Here is a 24,535-nt window from a genome sequence, read left to right on the forward strand (position 1 = left end):
AATGAAGAAAAGTAATTTACCCACTAAAATTTTCATCATATGCGAACGACCATTCGACTGGCGTAAAAGTGGGCGAAGATGTGGGAAGAAGTAAAATATTGTTCTGAACGCTGTAGGCGCGCTAAAAAGAAATCATGAAAATAGATTCTAAGCTTCACCAACTGCTTACCTATGCAGGGGCATTACCATTTTTGGCCTGTGCGGCTTTGCTGTTCATGGGTATCAGTGTCGTGCCGCTTATAGGAGAAACTAGACTAATTGCGCAGAGTTATGGATTGCTCATCCTATCCTTCTTATGCGGTATTCATTGGGGTACGTATTTGTATAAAGCCCCCTCATCTCCGCTTAATCTTTTCATCAGTAGTAATGTAATTGTGATTGGGGTTTGGGTTCTATCGCTTGTCGCAATGCCGCGCATTAGTTTGCTGGGTTCGGCGATTGGCTTTGCATTGATCATTTTGATTGAATGGAAGTTGTATAAGGCAGACTTAATTTCCCGAGCCTACTTTAAAATGCGACGCAATGTGAGTTTTGTCGTCATCACTTGCTTGCTTATTACTGCACTGCATGGCGTTTAAGGTCATCTAGCGTTACATAGTCTAACGCTTTTGTGTGGCAGGCTTCTAACTTGACGGGCGGCGCTAGGTTTTCGTGCAAGGCTTCGCGCCAGCGTAGGACGCAAAGGCACCAGCCATCACCCGCTTTTAAGCCAGGGAAGTCATACGCTGGGCGAGGGGTAGAGAGGTCATTGCCGCGAGACTTCGTGAATTCTAGAAATTCATCGGTCAATATCGCACAAATTACATGGCGACCAGCATCATGTTGATCAGTTCGACAAAAGCCATCGCGGTAAAATCCAGTTATGGGGTCAGTGCAGCAGCCGATCAGTGGAGTGCCAAGAACATTTAAAGCCTGTTCAGTCATTTGTTATTCCTTTTAGAAAACGTCGTGAATCATCATGGATTGCTTGTTTCTTTTCAGTATCCATACGGTCATAGGTTTTATACATCATACCGATCCGGTGGTTAGTTTTAAGTTTTTCGCGGTTACGGCTAAGAAAGTCCCAATAGAGATAATTGAAGGGGCAAGCTTCTTCGCCATTCTTTTTAGTCACCTTATAAGAGCAGCCTTTGCAATAGTCAGACATTTTATTAATGTAAGTGCCGCCAGCCGCATAAGGTTTGCTGGCAAGATAGCCGCCATCGGCAAACAGTATCATACCGCTAACATTAGGCAGTTCTACCCATTCATAAGCATCGGCGTAAACAATAAGGAACCATTCATTTACTTGTTTGGGTTCAATGCCCGCGAGTAATGCAAAATTCCCCAACACCATCAGCCGCTGAATATGGTGGGCATAAGCGTTGGCTTTGGTTTCGCTGACGCATTGGCGTAGGCAGTTCATTTTGGTGTTTGCAGTCCAGTAAGACTCTGGCAAATCACGGGTGGCTTCAAAAAAGTTCTCATCCGCATAATCAGGCATTTTAAGCCAGTAAATGCCGCGTATGTATTCGCGCCAACCGATAATTTGGCGGATGAACCCTTCGACTGCATTAAGCGGGGCTTTCTTATCGTAATAGGCCTGTTGTGCTGCCTCGACACATTCCATGGGTGTGAGTAGTCCGCAATTTAAATAGAAGCCAATATGCGAATGATACATCCACGGTTCGCCTTGAATCATGGCATCTTGATAATCGCCAAAATACGAGAGTCGCTCATCGATAAATTTGCTCAATGCGTAACGTGCTTGGTCGTGAGTCACGGCAAAATAGAACGGTTCTAAATCACCAAAATGGTTGTCGAATTTTTTAGCAACTAGGGTTAAGACTTCATCGGTTATCTCATCTGTTTTTCCGGTGTAGGTAGCGGGTATATCCAGCCCTTCTTTGGGAGGCTTACGATTTTCAGCATCGTAATTCCATTTGCCGCCAATGGGTTGATCACCATCCATAAGGATATTATATTTTTTGCGCATTTCGCGATAGAAATACTCCATGCGCAGCGTTTTCCGGCCTTCTGCCCAATCGGCGAATTCGTTGGGCGAGCAGAGAAAGCGATCATCTTCTCGGATATCAACGCGGAGGCCAAATTGGTGCTCCCATCCTTGCATTTCCTGTGCGACACGATATTCGCCAGCATGGGTGACGATTAATGTATGGGCTTGGTGCTGCGCGATTGCGGTTTCGATAATGTCACTAAAGCTCTGTGCCTCGCCGAGTTCCGTATATTCAACGCGGAAGCCTTCATCGCGTAGCTCTTGCGCAAAGTGACGCATGGCAGAGAATAAGAAGGCTATCTTCTTTTTATGATGTTTAACATATGTTGCCTCATCCCATAGCTCAGCCATTAGGATGATATCGTTGTCTTTATCAGTATCGCGCAGGCTGGAAATAGAGTGATTAAGCTGATCGCCTAATATTAGTCGTAGCTTGGTCATGCCCCCTCGTTAAGAGCTATCTCAATCGCTTTGGTAATGTTTGAAGATTGTGGCTTGGTGGTTGAATTGAAATAATCAATTAACTCGCCATTTTGGTTTACGAGATATTTATGGAAGTTCCATTTGGGCGCAGTGCCAAAGCCTAACTCTTTTTTCGCCCAGCGATAAAAGGGGTGTGCATCTTTGCCGGAAACCGCTTCTTTTTGCGTCATGGGAAAATTCACCCCGTAGTTTAATTGACAGAATTCCGCAATTTTTTCAGATGATCCGGGCTCTTGTGCGCCAAAATCGTTGCTGGGAACGCCAATCACGATTAACCCACGTTCTTTGTAAGTTTTGTAGAGTTTCTCTAGCCCTTCGTATTGCCCAGTAAAGCCACATTTTGAGGCTGTGTTCACAATGAGTAGCAGTTTTCCTTTATAATTGGAGAGTGGTATCTTTTCGCCTCCCAGCAATGTTTGGAAAGTAAAGTTATGGGCGTTCTTTGAGGGTGCGCCTCCATCCTCTGCTAGAGTCTGGAAAGAAAAAAGAGCAGCGCAGATGGCGAATAATTTGCTAAGCAGTTTCATAGATTCAAGATGCTTTATAATATGACAATGAACTAGTTACGATTTTGTAATGCGCGCATTGCAGTCAATTTTGCTAATAACTATTTATGGAAAAAAAATCCGTTGCAATTATTGGAGCCGGCATTGCTGGGCTAACGCTGGCTCACTTGCTCAAAGGACATGCTGACGTGACGGTTTTTGAAAAATCGCGTGGGTTAGGTGGTCGTATGTCGACTCGCTACGCGGGGGATTATGAGTTTGACCACGGTGCTCAGTTTTTTATCGCGCAGTCTAAAGAATTCAAACAGTTTATTGCCCCGATGATTAAAGCGGGTGTTATTGAAACTTGGAATGCAGGTTTTGTTGAGTTTCAAGGGAATGAAGTTAATAGAAGCCGCCAATGGAACGATAAATTTCCGCACTATGTTGGCGCACCTAAGATGAATGCAATAGGCAAATATCTAGCACAAGACCTTAATGTTTATACTCAGACATGTGTTGATAAGCTTCAAAAGCGAGGGACTAAGTGGGATATTATTGGTGAAAATGAACAAGAGCTAGGGCTCTTCGATTGGGTTATCTCTACAGCTCCCGCACAGCAAAGCACTAAACTTTTGCCTTCTGAGTTCCAATACCATTCAACCATGCAAGATTATCCGATGGTGGGTTGCTACACCTTAATGCTGGGATTTGACGAGCCGCTGGATTTGGATTGGCAGGCGGCATTGGTTCGTCAATCTGATATTAGTTGGATGTCTGTCAATAGCAGCAAGCCGGGGCGATCTTCCAAGTTTTCTCTCTCCATTTTGGCGACAAATGTATGGTCAGAAGAGAATATGGATCGTGATCGTGACGAGGTGGTTGATCACCTCATGGCGCAAGCTTCGCAGGTGAGTAGCCAAAATTTGAAAGTAGCAGACCATATTGCTCTGCATTCTTGGCGTTATGAAAATAGCCCGAAGCGCCTGAATAAAGAACCCTTGCTTGATGAGCAGAACCAACTCGGAGTCTGTGGCGATTGGTGCCAACAAGGACGAGTCGAAGGCGCATTTACAAGCGCACGATATTTGGCAAATAGTTTAAAAACCCATCTTAAATAACGATGAAACTTATGAAAACACCAGCCTCGTTAAATCAATCATGATTGCCGTATTCTATGATGGAAAATGTGGGTTATGTTCCAAAGAAATCCGCCACTATAGGGCTATCGCACCCGATGGAATTTTCGATTGGCAGGATATTACAGAATCAGTTAAGTTCTTAACAGAGCATGGCGTAAGTCTCTCTGAAGGATTAAAGCAGCTTCATGCAATAGATGATAATGGCCAGCTGCATGTTGGCGTGGATGCCTTTATTTTGATTTGGAAGCAACTAAAGCGCTGGCGCATTTTAGCAGCCTTAGTTTCGCTGCCCATTATTAGGCAAATAGCAAATGCTGTTTACAAACTGTTTGCTAATGTGCGTTTTAAGAGGCTTGCGCACTGTCAGCTAGCAATGAAAGAGGAGCAGCTATAGCCATGGTAAAAAACATTGCAATCATTGGTGGATCTGGAGCTATCGGTAGTGAATTTACACAGCAGTTATCTGCGCTATATCCAGATGCTGCTGTTCACGTTTTTTCTAGAAGTGACCCAAAGCTGAGTAACAGAAATACGATCTTCCACCCAATTGATTATCAAGATGAACTTTCCATTGAGTCCGCAGCGGCAATTGCTTCAAAAGAGATGCTTCTCGATAGGGTGATAGTTGCGACAGGCATATTGCATGGTGATGCGCTAATGCCGGAAAAATCACTTCGTGACCTATCAACTGAAAATTTCCGACAGTTGTTTGAGGTGAATACTATCTTACCCGCGCTTGTGGTGAAGCACTTTTTGCCTAAATTAAACCGAGATGATCAATCAATATTTGTGGCACTTTCAGCGCGTGTGGGCAGTATTTCAGATAACCGATTGGGCGGTTGGTATGCTTACCGAGCATCAAAGGCCGCGCTCAATATGATCATCAAAAGTGCGGCGATTGAAATTTCTAGGAGTAATAGGAAAGCAATCATTGTTGGATTACATCCAGGCACCGTCGATAGCAATTTATCGAAACCGTTTCAAAGTAATGTGGCTGAGGGAAAGCTGTTTACACCTGAATACTCAGTGACAAAGATGCTCAAAGTAGTAAATAACCTGACAGGTGAAAGTAACGGAAAATGCTTCGCGTGGGATGGAAAGGAAATTGAGGCATGACCCAAGAAAATGCAAAGAGAAGCGAAATAACCGAGATGGCATGGTGTGATAAAACTTCTTTTGATGATATTCAACTCATTACGGGGCTATCCGAAAAACAAGTGATTAAAAGTATGCGACAAAACTTAAAGCCATCAAGTTTTAAGTTATGGAGAAAACGTGTTTCAGGCCGAGTTGCAAAACATAAAAAGTTATCATTTTGATATAATGAATACTTTTATGATTGAGCTAGATAATACACTGAAGTTGATTCTTGCATCAGGAGTGAACGCATCAACTTTTCTTCTTCAGTAAGTTACTGTATTTTTATTCGTAATTATTATTAGGCTTTATTATTTATAACAAAAGGTATCAAGTTTTTCTACTGCTCTAAGTGCTTTCCTAGATGCCCTGTTTTGACAAAGTTGCTGTGTTTTATTTCGCAATTATTTTTGATATTTTTTTGTGAAGTCAGAGTTGCCTTACAATTGTTTGAATCAAGCTTGGGAATTTTTTTTCTAGTTCATTTACGCGGACTTCACTGTAGCATTCACGTCCTTTTTTTTCTGAACGAATCACACCCGCTTGCCGCAATACCTGAAAACAATGCGAGCGAGTAGAAATAGGTAGCTTCTTAATTCCACTTACTCCCTGCGTGCAAGTAAGAGGCTCTTTTGCCTCAAGTAAATTCTTAACGATATGTAATCGTGATTCATCGCCCAGTGCATAGAGTATATTGGATAGAGTAATTTCCTTCAATGGCGGATGTGCTAATATTTTCATACATTCCTTATAGCGAGATTGACAAATAATATCAATAAATCTATATATCAAATATATTGATATATAGATTTAGGAGAAAAACGATGAAACTAGAGAAAAGTTATGAACTGGGTAACTACCGTCTTCCGCACAGGGTAGTTATGGCGCCTATGACGCGTTCGCGGACCACGCAACCCGGAAATATTCCCAACGCACTTATGGCAAGCTACTATAAACAGCGTGCGGCACATGCGGCCATTATCATTACGGAGGCAACGCAAATCTCGCAACAAGGACAAGGTTACTCCTTTACACCGGGTATTCACAGTAAAGAGCAAATCGAAGGATGGAAACTTGTCACGGATGCCGTGCATCAAGAGGGAGGTAAGATCTTTTTACAGCTTTGGCACGTCGGCAGATTATCTCATGAAATGTTTCATAATGGTGAAAAGCCAGTAGCACCTTCTGCTATCGAGCCGAATGCTCGTATTTGGGCTGTAGATGCAGAAAACCCAAAAGGTGCAATGTTTGATTGCCCAGAGCCACGTGCGCTTAGTGTTGAAGAAATAAAAACAATCATTCAAGACTTTCGTCAAGCAGCCGCTAATGCAATTGAAGCAGGTTTTGATGGTGTGGAGATTCACGGAGCAAATGGCTACTTACTTGACCAGTTTATGCGTCGTACTTCTAATATTCGTACGGATGAATATGGTGGTGATATTGAGAATCGCGTTCGTTTTATGTTGGAAGTTGCACAAGCTGTTGCAGAAGAAGTAGGAGCTGATCGTACCGGGATTCGTCTTGCGCCCTTTATCAAGCAACGTGGTATGGATGATGATGAAGCGATTGATGCGGTATTATATGCCTCTAAAGAGCTAGGTAACTTAGGATTGCTTTATATTCATTTAGCAGAGGCAGATTGGGATGATGCGCCGCAGATATTCGTGATTTATTCGTACTTCTTTAACGATAGTTAATAACTATGAGAGAAATTCTGGGAGTTTTGAATTAAAGGAAACACGCTTCCACAAATGGTTTGGGAAGGTTTCTTGGAAATTTAGGAAGCTGGTTGTTAACCAGAAATGGTGCCCGGAGACGGACTTGAACCGCCGACACAGGGATTTTCAATCCCTTGCTCTACCAACTGAGCTATCCGGGCACTCGGTTGAAAAATGCTTATAGCCAACCCGTTGCAGGATTGCAATAGCTTGAATGCACCTACTTGACATCTTTTGCTTAATCTTTACAACCCGGACATGGAACACTTAACTGCACTTACTTTTGATGATGTCCTGCTCCAACCAGCAGCCTCTGACGTTGTCCCCTCCGAAGTTAACACGACGAGCCGTCTTACGCGCGACATTGCGTTGGGTATTCCTTTGATATCCGCAGCGATGGATACGGTGACGGAAGCTCGCCTCGCGATTTCCATGGCGCAGCATGGTGCGATCGGTTGTTTGCATAAGAATATGACGATCGAAGAGCAAGCTGCCGAAGTTCAAAAAGTGAAGAAATTTGAATCAGGCATGGTGGTTAACCCTGTGACGATTCGTCCAGATGCGACTTTGGCTGAGGCGCGTGCTTTGATGCAAAAACATTCGATTACAGGGTTCCCTGTCACGGAAGCGGATGGCAAGCTTGTTGGTATGCTCACAAACCGTGATGTTCGTTTTGCGGATAATCCGCAGCAGCTTGTTCAAGAACTCATGACGCGCGATCTAGTCACCGTGAATGAAGGTGTGGAGCGTGAAGAAGCAAAACGTTTGCTGCATAAACACCGCATTGAAAAGCTTCTCGTGGTGGATGATGCGCATCGCTGTGTTGGTTTGATCACGGTAAAAGACATTGAGAAAGCACAGCAATTCCCTAATGCAACCAAAGATAAAATGGGGCGCTTACGTGTTGGCGCGGCGACCGGTATCGGTGCTGATGGCATCAAGCGTGCGGAAGCACTGATCGAAGCCGGTGCCGATTTTGTGATTGTTGATACGGCGCATGGCCACTCTAAGAATGTGATTGAGACGGTAAGACTACTGCGTCAATCGCATAAAGATTTCTCAATTATCGCGGGTAATATCGCAACGGCACAAGCGGCTGAGGCGTTGATTGAAGCCGGTGCTTCTGCGGTGAAGGTGGGTATCGGCCCCGGTTCAATCTGTACTACGCGTATGGTGGCAGGCGTTGGCGTGCCGCAACTTTCAGCGATTCAAAATGTGTCGAAAGTAACCAAAAAACATAATATTCCGCTGATCGCTGATGGGGGTGTGAAATTCTCAGGCGATTTGGCGAAAGCGATTGCTGCTGGCGCTGATTGCGTGATGCTCGGCTCGCTCTTTGCCGGAACGGAAGAAAGCCCAGGCGAAGTGATCTTGTTCCAAGGTCGTTCGTATAAAGGCTATCGCGGTATGGGTTCTGTCGGTGCAATGGCGCGTGGCTCAGCTGATCGTTATTTCCAACAAGAAATTAACGATACGATGAAATTAGTGCCAGAAGGCGTCGAAGGTCGTGTGCCGTTTAAAGGGTCCGTCTCTGGTGTGATCCACCAGCTTGTGGGTGGCCTAAAAGCCGCGATGGGCTATACAGGTCATGCAACAGTTGGAACGATGCAACATGGTTGCCAAATGGTGCAAATCACCAGCGCAGGCCTCAAAGAATCTCACGCACACGATGTGACGATCACTCGCGAAGCACCCAATTACCGTATAGGGTAGTCAGCGGTTAAGGTTTAGCCGTCATACCGGTCTACGTCGTATGATAAGTTTCCTTATCCTAAGCGCACAGACTCTAATAAATTTCGCTGCTGCGGGAGAATAATTCTTCCACTTTGCGAACTGATTTTGTCATGGCGAGCACAATAATGCGGTCATTCTCCGCAATCGTGGTTTCAGAGTCGGGTAAAATAACTTTTTGTTTATGCACGACTGCACCAATCATAGCGTCATTGGGGAGCTCGACCATCTCGACCGTTTTTCCAATCATGGGCGAACCTTTGATGGCTTCTACTTCTAATACTTCGGCTACCCCATCATGAATAGCATGTACTCCACGTATTTTACCGCGGCGGATATGCTGTAAAATGGTTGAGACAGTTGTTTCACGCGGATTCACGGTTACATCAATACCAATACTATCCAATAGCGGTGCGTAGGAGCTGGTATTAACGAGTGTAATGGCGCGCTGAGCACCGAGGCGCTTGGCTAGTAATGAAGAGATCACATTGACCTTATCGTCATTGGTGACGGCGATCATGGTTTCTATCAAATTGATATTCGCATCCGCTAAAACTTCTTCGGAAAGGCCGCTCCCATGCAAGACGGAGATATCAGGCAGAACATTAGCGATATGTTTCGCACGCTCCTTATCCAATTCGATAAGCTTAATACGTGTTCCATTATCTTCGGCATTGAGGCGTTCGGCTACAGTTTGGCCGATATTGCCACCCCCTAAAATAAGCACGCGGCGTGCCTCTTTCTCCTCATGGCCAAACAGCGCCATGCAGCGCCCGACATCATCCGTATGGGCAAGGAAAAAGACTTCGTCACCCGCTTGTAGGATGCGTTCATCATGCGGCAGGTGGAATTTGTTTTTATTCACCACGCCCATCAAGTTCATGCGTAATTGTCCAGAGGCGCGCTGTTTTACTAAGCGCAGTGGTAGGTTGATGACGGGGCAGTTATTGGTGCATTGCACGGAGATAAGTTTGAGTAATCCATCCGCATAAGGGATCATGTCGGTTGCGCCCGGTACATGCAGACGGCGGATGATGGCCTCGGCCACCTCAATCTCAGGTGAGATGATCACGTCAATCGGCATATGGTCGAGGCGGTAAAGCTCTTTCCAATGCGGATCGCGGTAAGATTGATGGCGTAGGCGTGCAATTTTGCTCGGGATTTTGAACAACGTATGTGCGATTTGACAGCAGACCATATTGGTTTCGTCGGCATTGGTGACGGCGATCAGCATATCCGCATCTTCGCCACCGGCGCGCTGAATCACTTCGGGGTGTGAGGCATGGCCATGGATAGCAGATACGTCCATACGGTCGCCAATATCGCGTACGAGTTCTTCCGAGTGATCAATCACGGTGACGTGATTATTCTCGGCCGCTAATTGCGCTGCAATGGTACTCCCAACTGCACCGGCTCCACAGATGATAACTTTCATAAGCGGAATTTAGCACCTTAAAGAGTAGGTGCCAGCAAATTCGGTTGTTTGAGGCAGGAGTGAGCATAAAAGAAAAGGGGATGTTAACCTAAAAAAGCCAACATCCCCTTATTTTTTCGTAATCTAAAGTAGCTTATGCAGTAGCGGCGACTGCTTCCATTGGCGCGGGTGCGTCATTGGTTGTTGCTTCTTCTGGCGTTTCTGCTCCGCGGCTATTACTTAGGCCTAGAAGTTTCAGTTTGCGGTGCAATGCTGAGCGCTCCATGCCTACGAAGTTAGACGTACGGCTGATATTTCCGCCAAAGCGATTGATTTGAGCTGCCAAATATTGACGTTCAAATAGCTCGCGCGCTTCGCGTAGTGGCATTGAGAGGATGTCGCCGGAAATATCCGAAGTCATCACTGCTGGAGAAGATTCGAACAGTTCGCTTGGAAGTGCTTTGCTGTCGATTTTCTTATCTGCATCGCCTGGAGACATGATCAGTAACCATTCCATCATGTTACGTAGCTGGCGCACGTTACCCGGCCATTCGTAAGCTTGTAGAATCGCCATTGCTTCTTCGCTCATTTCGCGCGTTGGCAGGCCAGACATCTGGCTCGCTTGCTTGAGGAAGTGGTCGCATAGTGCAGGAATGTCACTGCGGCGTTCTTTTAATGACGGAACTTGCATTGGAACCACGTTTAGGCGGTAATAAAGATCTTCACGTAGCTTGCCTTCATCCATGTAGCCTTTGAGTTCACGGTTACTGGCTGCGAGCACACGAACATCAACGTCGACCGGCTTATTGCCACGTAGACGCGTGAAGGCGCGATCTTGTAAAGAGCGCAATAGGCGACCTTGGGTTTCGAAAGGAAGGTCTGTCACTTCATCAATGAAGAGTGTTCCGCCATGCGCTTTTTCAAAAAGACCAAGCTTTTTCGCACCGCCATTTGGATTACTATCTTCCACACCGAACAGTTCGCTTTCGACACGGTCAGCGGTTAAGCCCGCCGCATTTAAGGTAACGAAAGGGCCGTCTGCGCGTTCTGAATCTTGATGAATAAGGCGTGCTACCATTTCTTTACCTGCACCTGCACCACCGGTTAGCAGGACCCGACTTTGGGTTGGAGCCACTTTCTGAATCATTGATTTAAGCGAGGTAACAGCTTGAGAGTCACCAATTAAATCAACTTCTGCTTTACCGCGTGTTCTGAGTTCTTCATTCTCGCCACGTAGCTTTGCATGCTCTAGTGCACGTGCAACTGTGTGTAGAAGTTTTTCCTCTTTAAAGGGTTTTTCGATAAAGTCGTAAGCGCCTAAACGGATAGAGTTTACGGCAGTTTCGATATTGCCATGACCACTAATCATCAACACAGGAAGGTTAGGGTATTTGCTTTTAACGAGTTCTAAAATGCCGAGTCCGTCGAGCTCTGAGCCTTGCAGCCAGATATCAAGTAGAAGCAAGCTAGGTACGCGCTCTGCAACAGCTTTGAGTGCAGTATCACTATTCGCGGCGGTGCGAGTGGAATAGCCACCATCGCCTAGAATGTCAGATACGAGTTCACGGATGTCAGTTTCGTCGTCAACGATAAGGATATCATTGCTCATTGGTCATCTCCCCAAATTTTTTTATTCTTATTATTATTGTGTCACTTTGTGTGACTTATTGAATTCATCTTACGTCACATTTTTGCCACCATCAACCGTAAATGTGAGAATAACTTCAGCACCCTCATCTGTACGGTTGCCGAGGTACATCTCGGCGCCATGATCTTCCATAATCTTATTCACAATGGCCAGTCCAAGGCCAGACCCCTTTTCCTTCGAAGTAACATAAGGTTCCATGATGCGCTCCAATAATTCTGGCGGGAATCCGGGGCCGTTATCTTCGATGTGCACGATGATTTTCGACGAAGAGTCGCCTGATAATGAGACATGAATTTCGGGACGAACCGTACGCGTGGTTCCATCTTGGTGCTGTTCAGTGGCGCGTTTTTCGACTTCTTCAATTGCTTCGGCAGCATTTTTGAGCAGATTCGTGAAGGCACGTGTAATTTGGCGTTCATCGGCGGGCAGGTTCGTATTCACTGCAGTGCTATCGAGCGTGTAGCCAATGGAAGGATGTGCGGTTTTTTCCGAGAAGATCACTTTATTTAAAAGGGTTTCTAAATTCTCAGGAGTGAAAACAGGATCGGGCATACGGGCAAAGCCCACGAATTCTTCAACCATCCGCCCAATATCGCCGACATGGCGGATGATCGTATCCGTATAGCGTTGGTAGGATGCTAGATCTTCGGTGATTTGCGGGCTATATTTGCGACGTAAGCGCTCGGCAGAAAGCTGAATCGGCGTGAGCGGGTTCTTAATTTCATGAGCGACACGGCGTGCGACATCTGCCCAGGCCGCGCTACGCTGCGCGGCGACGAGTGCCGTCATATCATCAAAGGTAATAATGTAGCCTTGTAGCTCTCCATCAACGATCTCGGCGGCTAAATGCATGACAAGGTGATGGTTGACGCCTTCACGTTCAATTTTAAGTTGCTTGGTGAGAATCTCTTTCGGTTTTTCGACAAGTTCGCTGAAGCTTCCTTTAAGCTCCGGGAATACGCTGAAGATATTCTTCAAGCTCATATCGGTTCCCCGGTCGCGATAGAGGATTTCAGCAGCGGCACCATTATGCAGCGTAATGTTCTTATGTTTATCTACTGCGATCACGCCGGCAGAGATTCCGGCCAGTACGGTCTCGGAGAAGCGACGGCTGCCATCCACTTGGCGGTTAGCATCTTCGAGCTGGCCATGTTTGCGTTCTAACTCGCCCGTCATTCGGTTAAAGGAGCGGATGAGGGTGGCGATTTCATCTTCGCGGGCGCCGATCGGCACTTTGACTTCATAATCGCCGTCACGCACCCGTTCAGCGGCGCGGATGAGGCGGGCAACGGGCACGACGAGGCGTGAGGCAAATTGCATCCCATACCAAATAGAGAGTAGTAAAAGCAGCAAGACAAGCAGGCCAAAAACAGTGGAGAATTGCAGCTGTAATAAGGAGACCTTCTCGCGCATGCGGCGATATTCGGCGACGGCGCCGGTCGCATTATCCATATGGTTGAGCACGCGATCATCGACTAAGCGACCCACGACCAGATAGGCATCGGGCAGGGCGCTTAATTTGATGAGTGCACGGATACGATCCTCGCCTTCAACCCATATCACCGGCTCGCCTTGTGCGGCGAGCATGCGTTTATCATCTTCAATACGTTCAAAGGCGAGGGCAAAGCTCAGAGATGTTTGTGCCACGATTTGATTGTTTTGAATGATCATGCCTTCCGTTAGCGAGCGAAGCTCCGCCTGACGGTTAAGGGCTTTGGTCAGAAGCGATGTATTGCTGCCAACGACGTGTAGTAAATGTTGGTCGAGATCGCTCGATAGGCCCAATGCATCGGCGCGTAGGATGGATTTATGCTCCGTCAAATAAGATTGTGCCACCATGACAGATTCTTCCAGCGCGATGCTGACTCGCTGGTTGAACCAGCTTTGGATGCCTAAATGGAAGAGGAGTACGGCGAAAAGTGAGACCACAAGCGCGGGCAAAATCGTCAGGCCAGAGAACATCAGTAAGATGCGCTTCTGGAGTTTCGCGCTGCCAGCGCTGTTTCTGACGGTGCGCCATAGGCTGAGCACCCGATGGACGACCAGTAAGAGTAGGAAAGCAAAAAAGAGCAGGTTGCCTAAAATAAGCCGCATAATGGCTTGTGGATCAGGGCCTAAGGGCGTGTCGCCACTGGTGACCGTGTAGAAAGTCGCCACACCCGAACCCAAAACGGCGAACGTCAATAACCACGTGAGTAAGCGTGTGGTTTTTTGCGTCGCTGGCAAGGTAAGGGAAGATACCATGAATTTTAGACTAGCAATTAAAGTGCGCGAATCCAGTGGAATGCGGATGGGGGAGGGGTAAAGGGGAGTTTTCTTCGTTCATTGTCACTCACCCGTGCGGTTGGCAGCCCGTCTGCATTATTCTTCTTCCTTTCGCTCGCGAACCACTTACTTTTTTCGCTTCAGCACATTGGTATAGCGATTTCGCTTTTTGAATAGGTAGAATGAAAAATAAGGCTTTTTAACTGCGGCCTGCGATCATGTAAATGCGGTTCTTTTTTATTCTTAATTACCTTAATATGAAATTCTTATTCATTGTATCAATCAGCTTCTTTACCCTGTCACTAAGCGCGCAGGAATTACCTAAAGGCGCAGAGTTCTCACAACTTTTCTGGGGCTGCGACAAGGGAATTACCCTGCAACTTCCCGATAGTGTACTAACCGACGAAGGTTGGTACTCTCACGAATACCAACACACAGGGTTCGGACTAAGAAAGTTTTTTATCACCATGGGTGGTACTTTCATTAGTCTAAGTCGGGACTCTGTCGTGCTGGGAATCCAAACTCGGGAAACTAGCTTCGGTGAAGTGACCTTCACGGTTACTTCACCTAGGTTTTCGGTGGTAGGTGCAGACTGGAACAGCACTAACGTCTATGATGGAGGTTTGTTCTACGAGGCATCGACTAAAAAATCGAGCCGAGACGGGTTTACACTACAAATTTCCGAACGCGGAATAGTAGTGAATACTAGTCGCAAGGGTAAAACCATAAGTGCCGAGACTTACGAGTTGCCGAAAAGTTTCCGTGAATTAGGGCTTACGATTGAGTTGATTCGTCAAAAACACAAGGTGGAAATTCTTCTTCACTAGGTAAAAGTTTACTTTTACTAACCGTGTTTGACCTCCTATTTGCTATAAGCAGGTGGGAGGCCCTTTCGTTTTAAGTTCAGTTTAAGGAGGCCGTCTTGCGTCTGTTGCAGGGGTTGGAGTCAGACTGTGAGTTTTCCCATTGCCACACGCGCGTGCTTTTGTTGGATCTACCTATCTTGCACCCTGTGGTTGTTTGTGGTAATTTGGTTCGGCAGCGGGTCAGTCCCCTCTGTGGGGGCGAGCAACCCCTCCATAGCTAGCGGTCAAACATGGTTCGGCGCGCTGATAGATGCTTACGCCCGTAAATCCGGTATTGGCCGGATGGCGTGGGAATGTTCAGGGCTTGCCTAAATACCATGCACCTTTGGCTAGCTGGGGGTCTTGATCGCATCCGGCTTTTAGCTGCGTCCCCTTCATTGAAAGGGAGTTGCTCATGAAAAAACATTTTAAACGCCTGTGCTGGGGCGTTGCCTTTATTGCTTATTTGATGTGGGAGGTGCTGAGCCTGGCGGTGATTTATACTTTTGGTGTTTTCTGTGTTTTGGGCGCACCTCTTATCCTCCTATTTATTATAATAGGAGATTGGTGGAAAGATCGCAAAGGCCTCTGAATGTCATTTAGACATAAGTAAGGGGTGGCCATGCGAAAGACGGCGCTATTAGAAAAGATAAGGAAGAAAGAAACTAAGCGGAAGCTTGTTGTGCGACGGCTGCTTTTTGGATTTTGCGTTTTAGCTTGATCGCTTCGTCCGTCAATTTACGGCTTGAAGTCGTTAGTAAGTAGCTATCCAGTCCACCATTATGCTCAACCGTGCGAATGGTAGAAGCGGTGACTTTCAACGAAACACCTTGTTGCAGGATATCAGAACGTAGGGTTACATTCTGTACATTCGGCAGAAAACGACGACGCGTTTTGCGCTGTGAATGTGATACGTTATTACCGCTTTGCGGGTTTTTACCTGTTAGTGTGCAACGTCTAGCCATAATATCCTCTTGGTTGGAGCGGGATGATTAGGGAAAAATCAGGCGCACGTCAAGGGTTTTTGACATTTGCTTGCATATTCTTTAGTTAGTCGCTTCTTATGACATCACATTTCGAAATTCAAATGCCCCATTGGCCCACTGCTAGTTGGGGGAATCTGCCCGGAGAACCACTTGAGCGAATGCATCGTTTGCTCGAAGAATTGGCGAATCCGCATCATCAATTGCCGCCTGTAGTGCATGTGGCCGGTACGAACGGCAAGGGTTCCACCATTGCCTTCCTGCGTGCCATATTAGAGGCAGCAGGCTATAGCGTGCATGCTTATACCTCGCCGCACATTAAATCATTCTCCGAGCGTATTACCGTGGCGAGCCAGCCGGTTGATAAGAAGGCACTCTTTCATGCGTTAGAAGCCTGCCGTTCCGCGAATGCCGAACAGCCGATTAGTTTCTTTGAAGGGACAACAGCGGCCGCCTTTATGTTATTTAGCCAAACACCGGCTGATATTTTATTGTTAGAAACAGGTATGGGCGGTCAGGATGATCCGACCAATGTGTTGGATGAAGTGCGCCTTTCGATCATTACAACGATTTCGCAAGACCATATGGAATATCTCGGCGATACGATCGAGCATATTACCTCGCATAAGGCGGGTATTATTAAGGATGAATGCCCCGTCGTGTTTGGTTTCCAGTCACCTGAAGTGATGGAACTGTTGGAAAAATCTGCTGAGATTCATAAATCTCCGGCGGTGGTTTACGGAAAACACTGGGCCGTTCAAAAAGCACTTGAAGGGTTTGTATTTGCCGATGGGCACGGGCAGATTCCTTTACCAGAGCCTGCCCTAAAGGGGCCGCACCAATTGATTAATGCCGGCTGTGCGATTGCGGCACTCTCTGCGCTTGATGAGTTTGAGGTGATGGGCGATCATATCGCAGCAGGCCTTAAATGGGTGCAATGGCCTGGGCGTTTAGAGTCAATCAATCATAAGGCATTACCTGACGATTGGGAGCTATGGTTTGATGGTGGGCATAATATGGCTGCCGGCCATATGCTTTCCGTACTGGCGGAAGATGAATGGTCGGATAAGCCGCTCTATATTATCTTTGGTACCACGCGTGGTAAGCAGATCGTTTCGATGTTGCAGCCACTCGCGCAATTGGCGGAAGAAATAATCGCTGTTCCTGTTGCGGCGGAGCCAAGCTGCTACACGCCGCAAGAGATCTTGGATCAGACCGATGATGTGGGAATGTCGTTGATGCAGGCTGAGAGCGTTCAGATGGCGATTGAAGAGGTGAAAGCGATGTCTGGTGATGTGCCGGCGCGCATCCTCGTGTTCGGTTCGCTCTACCTACATTTAGAAGTCACCGCATAAAAAAAGAGACCGGCCAAACTGACCGGTCTCTCTTTTTTATTTAACCTATGATGATTACATCATGCGTAGGCGTACTTGGCAGAGTGGTGAATCTGCAAGGACTTCTGTTGTTTGATTATAAGCAAGACCACCCGTGAATACGCAGGTTGCTGCACCTGCAGCGGCTGGTACATTGATGAGTACGCCTTCCATCGCGCGGACACCACCTTGAAGTGGACGAGAATCATCTACTTTACGGTCAATGTTGAACGCTTCAAACGGAGTGAGTGAATTTGCAGAAGCGAGTATACCGGTTGCTGCAGTTCCTGTTGCGCCCGTGACAGTGAACCAGTTACGGCCCCCAGCAGAATAAGCAACCCAATAGTTACCACGACCGAGTTTTGCTTCAGGGAAGTAAAGTGGCAGGGCATCTGCAGTCAAGCTGGCTGCAACGACTTCGGTTGCTGCTTGGAACCAGCCATCGATCATTTCAGCATCGTTCAAATCACGCCAGTATAGCACGGTTTCACAGCCCTGAACGGTTCCTGCACCGAGTGCGCAGCCATCAAGGAGCCCATTACCATCGCCGTTACCAACAGCGGCAACACCCGTACGGACGTAAAAACCATAATCTGTGGCACGTGTTTGGTTGATATCGCCTGGGATATAACCGTATTTATCGCGGAACGTGTTTGTCGCCGCGTTAGTGCTTTCCCATTGGCCGATCGTTGCGCGAACTTCAGCGGACTTGATCATGTCTTGTCCTACCAGCACACCGCCGATAATAAGACCAATAATCACAATAACGATTGCTAGCTCGACGAGCGTAAAACCGCTTTTCTGATGGGTGTTTCGATTGTTTTTCATAATAGAATGCCTTTCCTAACGCTTCATGCGCATAAAATATAATACTCATACACTTTAAGTCATAAAGAGTTAAAAAACTCTTAAAAATCAGTGACTATGTAAATAAGTACTATAAAGTGCTGAAATGTAACAAAAATGCGACAAAAATGCACTGGGCGATTTCACGCATATGGAGCTTAAATTCCCGAAATGGTACTTTAAAAGGCATCAATCAGGTGATAAAATTCTGGTAAAACTTACCGTTAAACGAGTTAAGCCGTTGCTGCTGTGCTATCAGAATCGTCTTCGCCATCAATTTTTCCACCGGCTTTTCTGATCGCATCATCAAGATGAGTTTGCGTGCAGAGTCCAAGCAGGACAGGGTCACGTGGACGAAGGTTATTCGTATTCCAGTGCGAGCGTTCGCGAATAGCGGTAATCGTATTTTTCGTGGTACCAACGAGTTTAACGGTTTTACTATCAGGAAGTTCTGGGTGGTTTTTAAGAATCCACGCAATCGCATCGGGCTTATCTGCACGGCGAGCCACTGGCGTATAACGAGCGCCTTTGAGTTTCTTCTTCATATATTGCTGAGCATTTTTAGCGAGAGTTAGCGAAACTTTGCTATCTTCTTCTGCATTTTCAATTTGTTCTTTTTTCAGCTGACCGGCGGCGATTGGGTCTGCACCGATAATACCGGTGGCGACTTCACCATCGGCGATCCCTTTAATTTCTAATGGATGCATACCGCAGAAATCGGCGATTTGCTCAAAGCTTAGGGCAGTGTTATCAACTAACCATACGGCAGTGGCTTTCGGCATAATAGGCAGGGTCATAGCATCCTCAGAGTTTGTTAGGAGCTATGCTTTTAGTAGGATTTTCCCAAGATTCAAGTTTTGTTCTATCTTTTTTATCGCTTTTCCGGCCTGTGAGAGTGGATATTCGCTATCGATAGCGGGAATTACCTGTCGATTCTCCAGCCAATCCCAGCAATGTTCGCGAATTTCTTGAGCGAGAATTGCTTTCTCTTTTGTACTGCGACTACGTAGGGTGAGCCCGTGCCAGCTAATTTGTTTGAGCAGTAATGGCGCCATATTAAGTTCCGCCTTTGCACCTCGTAAGAAGGCAATCGAAACCATTCGCCCGCCGCGCTTTAGGCATTTGAGGTTTTTTTGAAAATAATCGCCACCGATCATATCAAGTACGACATCTACGCCGCCATGATGGGTTTTGAGGGCCTCCACAAAGTCGCTTTCTTTATAGGAGTATGATTTTGCCGCGCCATACGTTTCGCTAAATTGGCACTTTTCTGCGCTACTAGCAGTGGTGATCGCAGTTGCCCCCGCTGCTGCAACCATTTGTGAGGCTAGGCTGCCAATACCACTCGCGCCACCATGGATGAGAACCGTTTCACCTGCTGTTACATGGGCGGTATGAAAGAGGGCGAGCCATATCGTAAAGAGGCCTTCGGGTAATGCGCCGGCTTCACGCAAGTTCCAGCCTTTGGGGATAGGAAAGGTTTGAGTTGCGGCGACTCGTGTATATTGGGCATAACCGCCGCCTTCTAATAAAGCGCAAACTTCGTCGTCGATATTATAGTTCGATACGCCTTCGCCGAGCGCGGCGATCGTACCGCTTACCTCTAAGCCGGGTAGAGGCGATGCGCCTTCAGGTGCCGGATAGCTGCCTTGCATTTGAAATAAATCCGCACGGTTGATAGCCGTATAAGCCACCTTAATAAGCACTTCACCGGCACGCGGTACCAGTTGCTCTAGCTGATCATCATAAACCAGCGTTTCATTTTCAATACGAATTCCGAACATGGGGTGAGTGTAGCTGCCACCTCTTTAATTGTCATAATCTATTTTCACTCCCCCTCAGGAGGGAGTGAAGCTAACTGCTAGAACGAAATCGCTTGCACCTTTGCGCCTTTAGCGGTGCCTTCGGCTGGCAACTCAAATATAGGGCGGATGCCGTAGAGGGGGGCCATTTTCTCGATGATGCGTTTGACGATGGGGGCCGCGACCCAGCCGCCGGTGGCATAGCCGTAGGTGCTTTTATTGCCGCGCGGTTCGTCTAGCATGGCGAGGATCACGTAGCGTGGGGCTTCAGTGGGGAAGACGCCAACGAAGGATGCGAGTTTATCTTTATCGCGGTAATTGCCGTTTTTGACTTTTTCCGCCGTACCAGTTTTTCCGCCAACGCGGTAACCCACGGCGTTGGCTTTACGCGCGGTGCCGTGTTCGACGACGAGACGCATGAGTTTGCGTAGCTGGTCGGTGGTCTCTTGCGCGATTACGGTTGGGCGTGTTTTGGTCTCTTCGTTATGCGCGTCTTTGATGAGGGTGGGGGAAAGCTTTTTGCCATCGCCCAGCAAGGTGCCGATACTTTGTATCAAGTGCAGCGGCGTGACGGAGATGCCGTGACCGTAGGAGATCGTCATCATGTTAATGTCGCGCCATGTTTTAGGGATGAGCGGCATTGCGACTTCGGGCAGCTCAATCGGCACACGCTCGAATAGGCCGAGTTGTTTTAGGAAATCTTGTTGGCGTTTTTTGCCAACATCCATCACCATTTTCACGGTACCAATATTGGAAGAGAGCATGAAAATCTCCGGAACTGTCAGCCACCGATTTTCAGGATGGCTATCGCGGATGGTATATTTGGCGATTTTAATCGGCTTCGTAACATCGTAGCGGTCAAATATTTTGGCGGTTTTATGGTGAAGTGCCATCGCAGTGGTGAAGGTTTTAAAGGTAGATCCCATTTCATACACCCCCGTTGCGGCGCGGTTGAAGCGAGCGTCGGCTGTAGCTTTTTTCGGCTCGTTCGGGTCGAAATCGGGCAGGCTGGAGAGTGCCATAATCTCGCCATTGGTGATATCCATGACTACGCCGACGCCGCCAATGGCTTTGAACTCTTCCATGCCGGAGCGTAGCTCGTCGCGCAGGATGTGCTGTAAGCGGGCATCCATGGAGAGGGTGAGATCTTCGCCTTTTTCGCTTAAGCTTTTATCGAATTTCTTTTCAATCGCGGAGAGGCCCTCGCCATCGACATTGGTAAAGCCAACCGTGTGGCTGAAGGAATTTCCGTGTGGGTAAACGCGGCGCATGGCTTCTTCAAATTCTAAGCCAGGAATGCCGAGTGCGTTCACCGCTTCCATTTGTGATGGCGTGATGTGGCGTTTGAGATAAACGAAGCTGCGTTTGGGGTTGAGCTTTTTGAGAATCTTTTTTCGGTCGAGGTCTGGGAAGATATGAGCGAGTTTTTCCGCTGCCTCTTTTGCGCCGAAACGGTCAATGATGCGCGGTTTTGCGTAAAGCGTTTGCGAGGGTAGGGATACGGCGAGCAGTTCACCGTTGCGGTCATAAATGCTGCCGCGCGTGACTGTGTTTACTTTTTTCACCGGAGTGAGGCCGTTATTGGCCATCATCTGGTTACGGTTATTATTGGGCTGCAATAGTGAGACATCGATAATGCGAACGGCTAATAGCGCGTAGCACATCAGCAATAAGCCCGCGATGAAAACAAGGCGGGTTCGGCATTGGTCCAGCGAGCGCTTGCTGGCGCTATCGCGCTGCATGCGGTGGACGGGAATGGATGAGGTGCTATGTCGGGTCATTACTCTATGGAGTAAGATGAATAAGTTAACGCTTCGTTACCTTGCTCCATTAAAACGGGCTGTGGTGGAAATTCCTGAATCTCTGCGACTTGTGTGCCATTGCCGGGCGTTAGCTTAGGGAGATGCTTGCGTGCGAGTTTCTCCAGACGATCAGGGCGGGTGAGGTAAGCCCATTCGGCGGCCAACACTTCAAGCGCACGTTGCTCTTTAATCATGTCTGCTTCGACCAATAGATTTTGATCGCGCAATTCGCGGACTTGCCATTTCACTTCATACAAGCCGTAAGCTGAGGCGATGATGACGCCGAACCATAATGCCATTGTGCGTTTTCTCATGCTGCTTCCTCGGTGCGAATGCCTATGCGTAATTTTGCCGAACGCGAACGTGCGTTAATGGCGGATTCTTCGGTACTTGCTGCCACGGCCTTCTTTCGATAGGGCATGGTGAAAAGTGGAGGGGCCACTTCTTCTGCCACCGGCAAATGCCGTGACCCCCCAAGGTTTTCACGAGAGCAAGTTGTGAAAAAGTGTTTCGCAATGCGATCTTCCAGCGAATGGAAGCTTACGACTACGAGTCGTCCGCCGCTGTTTAGGAGGTGTTTGGAGGAGGCTAGCGCCGTTTCCAATTCTTCCAACTCGCGGTTGACGTAAATGCGGAGCGCCTGAAAGCTGCGTGTGGCAGGGTGGATTTTTTGTTTCCCCTTCGGCGCAGCTTTGGCGATAATTTCAGCTAATTGTAGCGTTGTTTCAATCGGCGCTTCTTCGCGAGCGGCGATTATCGCGCGAGCAATACGGCGAGACTTCTTTTCTTCGCCGTATTTATAAAGAATATTGGCAAGTTCATCGGCTTCCATCGAATTCACCGCATCAGCCGCCGATTGGCCCTGCTGGCTCTGACGCATATCGAGTGCGCCATCGCGCATGAAGCTGAATCCACGTTCAGCTTGGTCTATCTGCATCGACGACACGCCTAAATCCATGACGATGCCATCGACTTTGGTGACGCCATGTGCGGCGAGGAGTTCGGTCATTTCTGAAAAGCTTCCGGCGAGGAAGATAAAGCGATCTGGAAAGTCTTGTTGAAGCTTTTCAGCAAATCCATTCACATCCGGATCGCGGTCAATCGCGTAGAGTTTACATTCGGCGGCTTCTAATATCGCGCGGCTATACCCACCGGCGCCAAACGTGGCATCTACATAGATTTCGTCATTTACGGGGGCTAGAGTCTCCAGCACCTCAGGTAACATAACAGGAATGTGAGGTGCGTTTTGCTCCATCAGCCGTAAACCTCAAGCCAAGCGGGTAGGTTGTCATTGGCGGGGCAGATCGGTTTCCATTCGGTGCCGATCACGGCGCTGGCGCCCCGAAATCCGCGCTCAATCTCAGAGTCACTGGTTTCTTCTTCAGGGCTTGTCCAATCGCAATTTAGCGTCACCATCATCATGCGTCGCCGCCTTTCATGCTTTCGGCACGAAGTTTCAGGCGTTGTGCGCGTGCGAGCTTGCGTGCTTGTTCAGCGTAAGCTTCAAAGGCTTTTGGTTCCCATATCTCAAAGGTTTCGCCTTTACCGACGAACAGCGCGTGATCGGTTAGGCCTGCATCTGCAATAAGTGTTTCTGGTAAAAGCACGCGGCCTTCACCATCAAAGGAAATTTGCGAGCTGCCACCGAGAATAGTGGTCGCGAAGGCGTCGCGTTCTTCAGAGAACGGGTCGAGTGTTTCAATATTAGCGGAGAGTTTGGCGATACGGTCATATCCGCAGGCTTCAATGCAAGGATTGATGAAAGAGCCGTAAGCGATAATGCCGTGAAATTCTTGGTCTGCGAGAGCCGAGCGGAAGGGTGCAGGAATGGATACACGCCCCTTCTTGTCAATTTTATTTGTAAAGGTCGATAGAAACAACGCCATACTTTTTAAAATCTTAACTCCCTGCTCATAGCCAGAAAGACTCTGGCCATATCTTCACCCTCTGATGGGGTTGTTTAAATAAGACTCGGATTAGATCGACCGAAATCGATCTAATCCGAAGTTAGTGTTCGACGGGGCTGTCTGAATAGATTCAGCAAGCCCCGTCTATGTTTTGCGGTTTTAAGATTCCCCAACCTTGTACCGTCTTCTCGTGCCCCCAAATCCTCATGTCGGTTTCCCCTGACAAGTAGCCTCTTATGGGCCTTTTGGTTTTCCATGGGATTTCATGGGCTGTTATGGGAAATTAACCAGAATTGATGGGTGTGGTCAATCGTTACATGGGATACGCAAGCAGAAAAATACCCGAATTAACGATTTGTTGCGAAAAAGACACGCTTTTAAAGAAAGTGGATAAGATTGTGGATAAGTATAGGTAACTCAATTTGACTGTGACTTTTATCAATCAATCTCTCTTGTGGGTAAGTGAGGTCGCGACCGCTATATGTAGTAGGGAAGTGGTTTTTTGAATATTTGATCTGTCATTGCTCGCATAAAGTGATGAGGAGCTAAGGGCGTAAAAACGGCAAAAGCCGAGAAATCATTTGAGATTTTTCGGCTTCGGCTTTTTGTGTTTTTTAGTAAAAACCGAAAGACCGTTCAAGACTTTCTGGTTTCTTTGGAGGCTTCGTAAAAGAAGCAAAGTACGATTCCAGCGACTGTGCCAATTATGGCAGCGCTGTTGGAGCCTGAGCTGTATAAATTTAACCATCCGGTGTAGATGAGGCAGTAGGCAGCTTTGAATGAGGTTGCGCCGGCTAGGGCAAACAACAACAAGATTTTTGGTCTAATCATGACTTAAGTTTAGGGGCTGACACCTAATAATATTCTTTGAGCAACTTTTTCAGGTCTGCCAGTAAGTCACTTGGTGTGCCCATATTAAACCTCCACTCACATTCTTTCAAGAACAGATTAAAATGCT

At 47.4% G+C, this 24,535-nt stretch carries 28 protein-coding genes, 1 tRNA gene and 1 pseudogene; 12 read left to right on the forward strand and 18 right to left on the reverse strand.

Features of this window, described 5'->3' with window-relative positions; all coding sequences use genetic code 11:
• Window position 1: 1 nt before the first annotated feature.
• Both P8P30_10520 and P8P30_10525 read left to right on the forward strand, forming a co-directional pair.
• Window positions 2-138: pseudogene (locus P8P30_10520) on the forward strand (DUF2256 domain-containing protein).
• Window positions 135-578 carry a DUF3429 domain-containing protein gene (locus P8P30_10525; GenBank protein ID MDG1287975.1) on the forward strand — a complete coding sequence of 148 codons (444 nt, stop codon included), beginning with the start codon at window positions 135-137 and terminating at the stop codon, window positions 576-578. Before P8P30_10520 ends, P8P30_10525 begins: the two are co-directional and overlap by 4 nt.
• Here the strand turns inward: P8P30_10525 and P8P30_10530 are convergent.
• From P8P30_10530 to P8P30_10540, 3 genes are read right to left on the reverse strand one after another with little or no spacing between them, the layout of a single operon-like run.
• Window positions 556-924: a DUF2237 domain-containing protein gene (locus P8P30_10530; GenBank protein ID MDG1287976.1), complete on the reverse strand. Its 369-nt coding sequence runs from the start codon at window positions 922-924 to the stop codon at window positions 556-558. The two genes, P8P30_10525 and P8P30_10530, sit on opposite strands and share 23 nt — an antisense overlap.
• Window positions 917-2,437: a cryptochrome/photolyase family protein gene (locus P8P30_10535; GenBank protein ID MDG1287977.1), complete on the reverse strand. Its 1,521-nt coding sequence runs from the start codon at window positions 2,435-2,437 to the stop codon at window positions 917-919. Before P8P30_10535 ends, P8P30_10530 begins: the two co-directional genes overlap by 8 nt.
• Window positions 2,434-3,006, reverse strand: a complete 573-nt coding sequence (locus P8P30_10540; GenBank protein ID MDG1287978.1) for a glutathione peroxidase — start codon at window positions 3,004-3,006, stop codon at window positions 2,434-2,436. The genes P8P30_10535 and P8P30_10540 overlap by 4 nt, the downstream gene beginning before the upstream one ends.
• Window positions 3,007-3,092: 86 nt before the next feature.
• Between P8P30_10540 and P8P30_10545 the strand changes: the two genes are divergently transcribed.
• From P8P30_10545 to P8P30_10560, 4 genes are read left to right on the forward strand one after another with little or no spacing between them, the layout of a single operon-like run.
• Window positions 3,093-4,085, forward strand: a complete 993-nt coding sequence (locus P8P30_10545) for an FAD-dependent oxidoreductase (GenBank protein ID MDG1287979.1) — start codon at window positions 3,093-3,095, stop codon at window positions 4,083-4,085.
• Between the two features lie 40 nt (window positions 4,086-4,125).
• Entirely contained in the window at window positions 4,126-4,500 is a 375-nt protein-coding gene (locus tag P8P30_10550) for a DUF393 domain-containing protein (protein MDG1287980.1), read from the forward strand.
• 2 nt (window positions 4,501-4,502) lie between these two features.
• Window positions 4,503-5,222: an SDR family NAD(P)-dependent oxidoreductase gene (locus P8P30_10555; GenBank protein ID MDG1287981.1), complete on the forward strand. Its 720-nt coding sequence runs from the start codon at window positions 4,503-4,505 to the stop codon at window positions 5,220-5,222.
• The gene (locus P8P30_10560) at window positions 5,219-5,425 is read left to right on the forward strand and encodes a TIGR03643 family protein (protein ID MDG1287982.1); all 207 of its coding nucleotides are present in this window, start codon (window positions 5,219-5,221) and stop codon (window positions 5,423-5,425) included. The genes P8P30_10555 and P8P30_10560 overlap by 4 nt, the downstream gene beginning before the upstream one ends.
• A gap of 247 nt (window positions 5,426-5,672) precedes the next feature.
• Here P8P30_10560 and P8P30_10565 read toward each other — a convergent pair whose 3' ends face one another.
• A complete protein-coding gene (locus P8P30_10565) occupies window positions 5,673-5,984 on the reverse strand; it encodes a hypothetical protein (GenBank protein ID MDG1287983.1) in 312 nt (103 codons plus the stop codon).
• An 83-nt stretch (window positions 5,985-6,067) separates the two neighbouring features.
• On the opposite strand from P8P30_10565, the gene P8P30_10570 reads away from it, so the two are divergent.
• On the forward strand, window positions 6,068-6,940 hold the full coding sequence (locus tag P8P30_10570; protein ID MDG1287984.1) for an alkene reductase: 873 nt from the start codon (window positions 6,068-6,070) through the stop codon (window positions 6,938-6,940).
• A 106-nt stretch (window positions 6,941-7,046) separates the two neighbouring features.
• On the opposite strand, the gene P8P30_10575 is transcribed toward P8P30_10570, so the two are convergent.
• Window positions 7,047-7,122: transfer RNA gene (locus tag P8P30_10575), tRNA-Phe, on the reverse strand.
• Window positions 7,123-7,219: 97 nt separating this feature from the next.
• On the opposite strand from P8P30_10575, the gene guaB reads away from it, so the two are divergent.
• A complete protein-coding gene (gene guaB / locus P8P30_10580; GenBank protein ID MDG1287985.1) occupies window positions 7,220-8,674 on the forward strand; it encodes an IMP dehydrogenase in 1,455 nt (484 codons plus the stop codon).
• Window positions 8,675-8,747: 73 nt separating this feature from the next.
• On the opposite strand, the gene trkA is transcribed toward guaB, so the two are convergent.
• From trkA to P8P30_10595, 3 genes are all read right to left on the reverse strand, one after another.
• Window positions 8,748-10,127 carry a Trk system potassium transporter TrkA gene (trkA, locus tag P8P30_10585; GenBank protein ID MDG1287986.1) on the reverse strand — a complete coding sequence of 460 codons (1,380 nt, stop codon included), beginning with the start codon at window positions 10,125-10,127 and terminating at the stop codon, window positions 8,748-8,750.
• Between the two features lie 133 nt (window positions 10,128-10,260).
• On the reverse strand, window positions 10,261-11,715 hold the full coding sequence (locus P8P30_10590) for a sigma-54 dependent transcriptional regulator (GenBank protein MDG1287987.1): 1,455 nt from the start codon (window positions 11,713-11,715) through the stop codon (window positions 10,261-10,263).
• A gap of 69 nt (window positions 11,716-11,784) precedes the next feature.
• Window positions 11,785-13,998 (reverse strand): PAS domain-containing sensor histidine kinase, encoded by a 2,214-nt coding sequence (locus tag P8P30_10595; GenBank protein MDG1287988.1) that lies wholly within the window; start codon window positions 13,996-13,998, stop codon window positions 11,785-11,787.
• Between the two features lie 278 nt (window positions 13,999-14,276).
• Here P8P30_10595 and P8P30_10600 point away from each other — a divergent pair, with 278 nt between their 5' ends.
• From P8P30_10600 to P8P30_10610, 3 genes are all read left to right on the forward strand, one after another.
• Window positions 14,277-14,846: a hypothetical protein gene (locus P8P30_10600; protein ID MDG1287989.1), complete on the forward strand. Its 570-nt coding sequence runs from the start codon at window positions 14,277-14,279 to the stop codon at window positions 14,844-14,846.
• Between the two features lie 126 nt (window positions 14,847-14,972).
• On the forward strand, window positions 14,973-15,197 hold the full coding sequence (locus P8P30_10605; GenBank protein ID MDG1287990.1) for a hypothetical protein: 225 nt from the start codon (window positions 14,973-14,975) through the stop codon (window positions 15,195-15,197).
• Window positions 15,198-15,279: 82 nt separating this feature from the next.
• Entirely contained in the window at window positions 15,280-15,456 is a 177-nt protein-coding gene (locus P8P30_10610) for a hypothetical protein (GenBank protein MDG1287991.1), read from the forward strand.
• A gap of 73 nt (window positions 15,457-15,529) precedes the next feature.
• Here the strand turns inward: P8P30_10610 and rpmB are convergent, their stop codons facing one another.
• Entirely contained in the window at window positions 15,530-15,829 is a 300-nt protein-coding gene (gene rpmB, locus P8P30_10615) for a 50S ribosomal protein L28 (GenBank protein MDG1287992.1), read from the reverse strand.
• 98 nt (window positions 15,830-15,927) lie between these two features.
• Here rpmB and P8P30_10620 point away from each other — a divergent pair, with 98 nt between their 5' ends.
• Window positions 15,928-17,202 carry a bifunctional folylpolyglutamate synthase/dihydrofolate synthase gene (locus P8P30_10620; GenBank protein ID MDG1287993.1) on the forward strand — a complete coding sequence of 425 codons (1,275 nt, stop codon included), beginning with the start codon at window positions 15,928-15,930 and terminating at the stop codon, window positions 17,200-17,202.
• A 54-nt stretch (window positions 17,203-17,256) separates the two neighbouring features.
• On the opposite strand, the gene P8P30_10625 is transcribed toward P8P30_10620, so the two are convergent.
• The 9 genes from P8P30_10625 to P8P30_10665 all read right to left on the reverse strand — a co-directional run.
• Window positions 17,257-18,048, reverse strand: coding sequence for a prepilin-type N-terminal cleavage/methylation domain-containing protein (locus P8P30_10625; GenBank protein ID MDG1287994.1), 792 nt, complete (start codon window positions 18,046-18,048; stop codon window positions 17,257-17,259).
• Between the two features lie 251 nt (window positions 18,049-18,299).
• Window positions 18,300-18,863 carry a DUF1013 domain-containing protein gene (locus tag P8P30_10630; GenBank protein ID MDG1287995.1) on the reverse strand — a complete coding sequence of 188 codons (564 nt, stop codon included), beginning with the start codon at window positions 18,861-18,863 and terminating at the stop codon, window positions 18,300-18,302.
• A 24-nt stretch (window positions 18,864-18,887) separates the two neighbouring features.
• Entirely contained in the window at window positions 18,888-19,850 is a 963-nt protein-coding gene (locus tag P8P30_10635) for an NAD(P)H-quinone oxidoreductase (protein MDG1287996.1), read from the reverse strand.
• Window positions 19,851-19,927: 77 nt separating this feature from the next.
• Window positions 19,928-21,649 (reverse strand): penicillin-binding protein 2, encoded by a 1,722-nt coding sequence (locus P8P30_10640; protein MDG1287997.1) that lies wholly within the window; start codon window positions 21,647-21,649, stop codon window positions 19,928-19,930.
• Window positions 21,649-21,984, reverse strand: a complete 336-nt coding sequence (locus P8P30_10645) for a hypothetical protein (protein MDG1287998.1) — start codon at window positions 21,982-21,984, stop codon at window positions 21,649-21,651. The genes P8P30_10640 and P8P30_10645 overlap by 1 nt, the downstream gene beginning before the upstream one ends.
• On the reverse strand, window positions 21,981-22,925 hold the full coding sequence (gene rsmH, locus P8P30_10650) for a 16S rRNA (cytosine(1402)-N(4))-methyltransferase RsmH (protein MDG1287999.1): 945 nt from the start codon (window positions 22,923-22,925) through the stop codon (window positions 21,981-21,983). Before rsmH ends, P8P30_10645 begins: the two co-directional genes overlap by 4 nt.
• Window positions 22,925-23,092, reverse strand: coding sequence for a hypothetical protein (locus tag P8P30_10655; protein MDG1288000.1), 168 nt, complete (start codon window positions 23,090-23,092; stop codon window positions 22,925-22,927). The genes rsmH and P8P30_10655 overlap by 1 nt, the downstream gene beginning before the upstream one ends.
• Entirely contained in the window at window positions 23,089-23,556 is a 468-nt protein-coding gene (mraZ, locus tag P8P30_10660; protein ID MDG1288001.1) for a division/cell wall cluster transcriptional repressor MraZ, read from the reverse strand. The genes P8P30_10655 and mraZ overlap by 4 nt, the downstream gene beginning before the upstream one ends.
• A gap of 875 nt (window positions 23,557-24,431) precedes the next feature.
• Window positions 24,432-24,535, reverse strand: a 104-nt coding sequence (locus P8P30_10665; GenBank protein MDG1288002.1) for an IS1595 family transposase, incomplete at its 5' end; no start/stop codon positions are given.

The organism is Rickettsiales bacterium (assembly GCA_029252805.1).
Lineage (GTDB): Bacteria > Pseudomonadota > Alphaproteobacteria > Rickettsiales > JALZUV01 > JALZUV01.